Source organism: Flavobacterium sp. (assembly GCF_044376915.1).
GTDB lineage: Bacteria > Bacteroidota > Bacteroidia > Flavobacteriales > Flavobacteriaceae > Flavobacterium.
In genome coordinates, this window is record NZ_JBILKB010000109.1 from 1 (window position 1) to 4536 (window position 4536).

5 protein-coding genes and 2 tRNA genes are annotated in these 4536 nt (G+C 33.0%); 5 read left to right on the forward strand and 2 right to left on the reverse strand.

Annotated features, from left to right (window positions below; all coding sequences use genetic code 11):
* The first annotated feature begins 88 nt into the window (after positions 1 to 88).
* Genes ACIQ6Z_RS09140 through ACIQ6Z_RS09160 form a run of 5 tightly spaced genes read left to right on the forward strand, consistent with a single transcriptional unit; the run spans position 89 to position 4281 of the window.
* Positions 89 to 793, forward strand: coding sequence for a 16S rRNA (uracil(1498)-N(3))-methyltransferase (locus tag ACIQ6Z_RS09140; protein WP_396210578.1), 705 nt, complete (start codon positions 89 to 91; stop codon positions 791 to 793).
* Entirely contained in the window at positions 786 to 1427 is a 642-nt protein-coding gene (locus ACIQ6Z_RS09145; protein WP_396210579.1) for a DUF4159 domain-containing protein, read from the forward strand. The genes ACIQ6Z_RS09140 and ACIQ6Z_RS09145 overlap by 8 nt, the downstream gene beginning before the upstream one ends.
* Positions 1428 to 1431: 4 nt before the next feature.
* Positions 1432 to 2526, forward strand: a complete 1095-nt coding sequence (locus tag ACIQ6Z_RS09150; RefSeq protein WP_396210580.1) for an AI-2E family transporter — start codon at positions 1432 to 1434, stop codon at positions 2524 to 2526.
* Between the two features lies 1 nt (position 2527).
* Positions 2528 to 3706: an RsmD family RNA methyltransferase gene (locus ACIQ6Z_RS09155; protein ID WP_396210581.1), complete on the forward strand. Its 1179-nt coding sequence runs from the start codon at positions 2528 to 2530 to the stop codon at positions 3704 to 3706.
* Positions 3707 to 3711: 5 nt separating this feature from the next.
* Complete coding sequence (locus tag ACIQ6Z_RS09160) at positions 3712 to 4281, forward strand: hypothetical protein (protein WP_396210582.1); 570 nt, start codon at positions 3712 to 3714, stop codon at positions 4279 to 4281.
* A 41-nt stretch (positions 4282 to 4322) separates the two neighbouring features.
* Here ACIQ6Z_RS09160 and ACIQ6Z_RS09165 read toward each other — a convergent pair.
* Positions 4323 to 4396: transfer RNA gene (locus ACIQ6Z_RS09165), tRNA-Arg, on the reverse strand.
* Between the two features lie 14 nt (positions 4397 to 4410).
* Positions 4411 to 4485, reverse strand: a tRNA-Pro gene (locus ACIQ6Z_RS09170).
* Between the last annotated feature and the right edge of the window lie 51 nt (positions 4486 to 4536).

Genomic DNA, 4536 nt, shown 5'->3' on the forward strand with positions numbered 1-4536 from the left:
ATGATAAAAGAGAACCAATTCATGAAGTTTATAATTGGGACAATGTAGGGAAAGATTGGAAAAACTGGTTAGACAAAAATTAAAAACTATGCAACTATTCTATAATTCCGATATAAAAAAAGGTGATACTACTTTCTTTTTCGACAAAGAGGAAAGTAAGCATATTATTAAAGTGTTACGTAAAAAAGAAGGTGATAAGGTTTTTATTACTAATGGCTTAGGTTTTTTATTTGAATCCGAAATCATATTGGCTTCCGAGAAAAAATGTGAGGTAACAATCACAAAAGAAACCTTTCAACAACCTGATTCTTTTTACACGCACATAGCCGTTGCTCCTACCAAAATGAACGACCGTATGGAGTGGTTTTTAGAAAAGGCCACCGAAATAGGCATTCACGAAATAACTCCCATTATTTGTGATCATTCCGAGCGAAAAGTATATAAAATTGATCGTGCCGAAAAAATCATCCAAGCGGCCATGAAGCAATCGTTACATTTATATTTACCCAAAATTAACGAACCTGTTTTGTTCTCACAATTTGTGAAATCAAATAGTGAAGGGCATCGATTTATTGCCCATTGCGAAGAGACCGATAAAAAATCGTTTCAAAAAGCAATTACTAAAAATGAAAAAGTCATCCTATTAATAGGACCAGAAGGCGATTTTTCAACAAAAGAAATCAATCTAGCGATTGCCAATCATTTTATTCCCGTAACTTTGGGAAATACCAGACTACGCACCGAAACCGCCGCACTAGTGGCCTGTCATACCCTTGCCTTACTTAATGAATAAAACACTACTCATCGGACTCATTTTATTTCACCTTTTTGGATTCACTCAAGAAGTTGCAGTTTTGAAGTATTCCGGAGGAGGTGATTGGTATGCCAATCCAACTTCTTTACCCAATTTAGTAAGCTATTGCAACCAAAACATTCAAACAACTTTAACGCCAAAAGTTAGTGTAGTCGATGTTGGAAGCGCAGAAATTGTTAATTATCCATTTGTTCACATGACGGGGCATGGCAATGTGGTTTTTAGCGCTAATGATATTCAGAATTTGAAAAACTACCTTACATCTGGAGGTTTTTTACATATCGATGACAATTATGGAATGGACGCTTACATCAGAAAAGAAATAAAAAAAGTCTTTCCAAATAACGCGTTAGTAGAAATCCCTTCCAATCATCTTATTTTTCAAGAACCTTACTCTTTTCCAAATGGGTTGCCTAAAATTCACGAACACGACAACAACAAACCACAAGCTTTTGGTATATTTATTAACGGTCGATTGGTTCTTTTATATACCTTTGAATGCGACTTAGGTGATGGATGGGAAGACACAGAAGTTCACAATAACCCAATCCAAGTCCGAGAAAAAGCATTAAAAATGGGTGCCAATATTATAAATTACGTATTTAAAAACTAATTCAATGACTTCAAAAGAAATTTCATTTGGCATAGTCAAAGCAGTTGGCATACTGCTCGCTACTGGTATTGCTTTATTTTTTTTATATAAAATTTCCACTGTGATCCTCTATTGCCTTTTAGCAATTGTAATTTCATTATTGTTTCATCCTTTAGTGCTTTTTTTAAAACGAAGATTAAAATTTAAAAACACTTTCGCAGCAATTACTGCCTTATTACTAGCTTTTCTATTAATTTCTGGATTTATATTGCTTTTTGTCCCCCTATTATTAGCTCAAGGTAAAAATTTATCATTAGTAGATGTTACCGCATTGGAAAGTAATTATCATATTTTACTTCAAAACATTTCCTTGTTTTTAGATACCCACAACATAAACACCAAACAACTAATAGAAAGCAGTAAATTATCATCATTTGCAACATTTGAATTCATTCCCAATTTCATAAATAGTTTATTAAATACATTAGGTAGCTTTAGTATTGGATTTGCATCGGTCTTATTCATAACTTTTTTCATTTTAAAGGAAAGGGATGCCATTTATGTAAAATTTGAAAAACTGTTACCTGAAAATCAAAAAGAAAAAATAGTCAATTCTGTAAAAGAAATCAATCGCTTATTGTCGCGATACTTCTTAGGATTACTATTGCAATTAGGCATTGTAATGCTACTTTATTTAATTCTGTTTTTAATTTTTGGAATTGAAAATGCTTTAATCATTGCATTATTATGTGCTGTTTTTAATATTGTACCTTATGTTGGACCAATAATTGCATCTATAGTAGCCTGTTTATTAGTGATGACAAGCGGCATAGGAGCAGGAGCTGATTTTGCTAATGAAACACTCCCAACTACATTGTACATTTTTATTGGAATGACTCTCGTACAAGTAATTGACAACAACATTAGTTCGCCTTTAATTTTTTCTAAAAGTACCAATTCACATCCTTTAGAAATTTTCTTAGTCATTTTAATTAGTGGATTATTATTCGGCATTACAGGCATGATCATTGCCGTACCCTTTTATACTTCATTGAAAGTAATTGGTAAAGAATTTTTTCCTGATAACACAATTATTAAAGCATTTACTAAAAACTTATAAATTGGAGTTCCAACAACTTTTACAATCTGACATTCAAAGTTTTATTACTAGAAATTTAGGTTCTGATAGCGCTACTTTAGCCTTAAAGAAAAATCCTTTTCCTGATGTTAATTACGCATCAATCATCAACCAAATAACTTCCAAAAAGAAGGCAAAAGATAAATTACCCACTTGGTTTTTTACTGCTAACATAGTTTATCCTGAAAAAATTTCAATAGAACAAACTTCATCGGAAACTACTGCAAAATACAAAGCATCATTGGTGCATGGGGAAAAATTAATAGACTGTAGCGGTGGCTTTGGTATCGATGCTTACTATTTTTCAAAACAATTCAAGTCGGTCTTTCATTGTGAATTGAATCCGGAATTATCTGCAATTGTAAAACATAATTTTTCAACATTAAATTGTACAAACATCACTTGTTACCTAGGTGATAGTGCCGAAATCATCAATCAATTGAACCAAAAATATGATTGTATTTATATTGATCCTTCCCGCAGAAATGAGGCCAAAGGAAAAGTATTTTTACTTTCAGATTGTATTCCAAATGTTATAGAATTACAAAATTACTATTTCCAGTACACCGATACCCTACTCATCAAAACGGCCCCCATGCTGGATTTACATGCCGGATTACTAGAACTCAAAAATGTAGCTGAAATACATATAGTTGCCGTAGATAATGAAGTAAAAGAAATCCTCTGGAAAATAGAGAAAAACAGTACCAAAACGCCAACAGTTACAGCTGTAAATATTGAAAAGAGTAAAACAACAACTACTATAATTGATTTGGATCAAACTTATAATGCTAGTTATTGCCAACCCAAAAAATACCTTTACGAGCCCAATGCTTCCATAATGAAATCGGGAGGTTTTGAAGCAATTTCCAATCTATTTAAATTGGAGAAACTGCACCAACATTCACATTTGTATACATCAAATGAGTTGATCAATTTTCCTGGACGTAGTTTTATTGTTGATAATATTGTTCCTTATCAGAAAAATAAAATTAAACAATACATTGAGAAAAAAAAATTAAATATTTCTACGCGAAATTTTCCGTTGAAGCCCGATGAAATTAAGAAAAAACATAAAATTAGCGATGGTGGAAATGTGTTTGCTTTTTTTACAACTGCTTTAGAAAACGAAAAAATAGTTTTACTTTGCACTAAAATTTAACAACCATGAATAAAATTCTTTTTTTTATACTACTCTTACCATTATCAATATTCGCTCAAGACAAGGATTGCCGCTATGAAGTGGAAGAAAAAACTGATTCTACTTCATTAAAAATACTCAAAGAAGTATTGATGGATGAAAAAATTTTTGGCAACACCAACGAATATTTATTTTTCAGTTTATTAAATAATAATGGCGTTCCGATGTTGGAAATACAAGTATTGCAAAAAAGTAAAGATTTTATTCCCACAAAATGTATAAATCCTTCGTCAAAAATAATATTACAATTAAAAAATGGTAAAATTGTAACGCTTATCGCAGACACCGAAGAAAGCTGTAGTGTACTTAATTATGACACCAAAGACAAAAACAACATTAGGATACTAACGGGGTATTTCTATTTTGGCAAAACAAACTATGAAGAGCTTAAAAATAGTCCACTTACGCTGATGCGCATCCAATTTGCAGGAGATTCTAAAGATTATGTGATAAAAAGTGAGCTGTCATCTGAAACGTTGCAAACAAAATCAAATCCCGATGTTCTTTTTATGAAGAATATCAAATGCATCGAGTAATTTAATATCACAAAAAAGCCTTGCATCGCAAGGCTTTTTTGTGATCGCGCCAGGATTCGAACCTGGGACCTACTCATTAGAAGTGAGTTGCTCTATCCAGCTGAGCTACGCAACCTAGTACTGTTTTTGTCGGGGTGGCAGGATTCGAACCTGCGGCCTCCTGCTCCCAAAGCAGGCGCGATAACCGGGCTACGCTACACCCCGAAAACAAAAAAAGCGGAGAGACAGGGACTCGAACCCTGGCGACGGTTACCC

What these genes read in the sequence shown, in the direction of transcription:
- ACIQ6Z_RS09140 (WP_396210578.1), top strand. Translation starts at nt 89, where the DNA reads ATGCAACTATTCTATAATTCCGATATAAAAAAAGGTGATACTACTTTC.
- ACIQ6Z_RS09145 (WP_396210579.1), top strand. Translation starts at nt 786, where the DNA reads ATGAATAAAACACTACTCATCGGACTCATTTTATTTCACCTTTTTGGA.
- ACIQ6Z_RS09150 (WP_396210580.1), top strand. Translation starts at nt 1,432, where the DNA reads ATGACTTCAAAAGAAATTTCATTTGGCATAGTCAAAGCAGTTGGCATA.
- ACIQ6Z_RS09160 (WP_396210582.1), top strand. Translation starts at nt 3,712, where the DNA reads ATGAATAAAATTCTTTTTTTTATACTACTCTTACCATTATCAATATTC.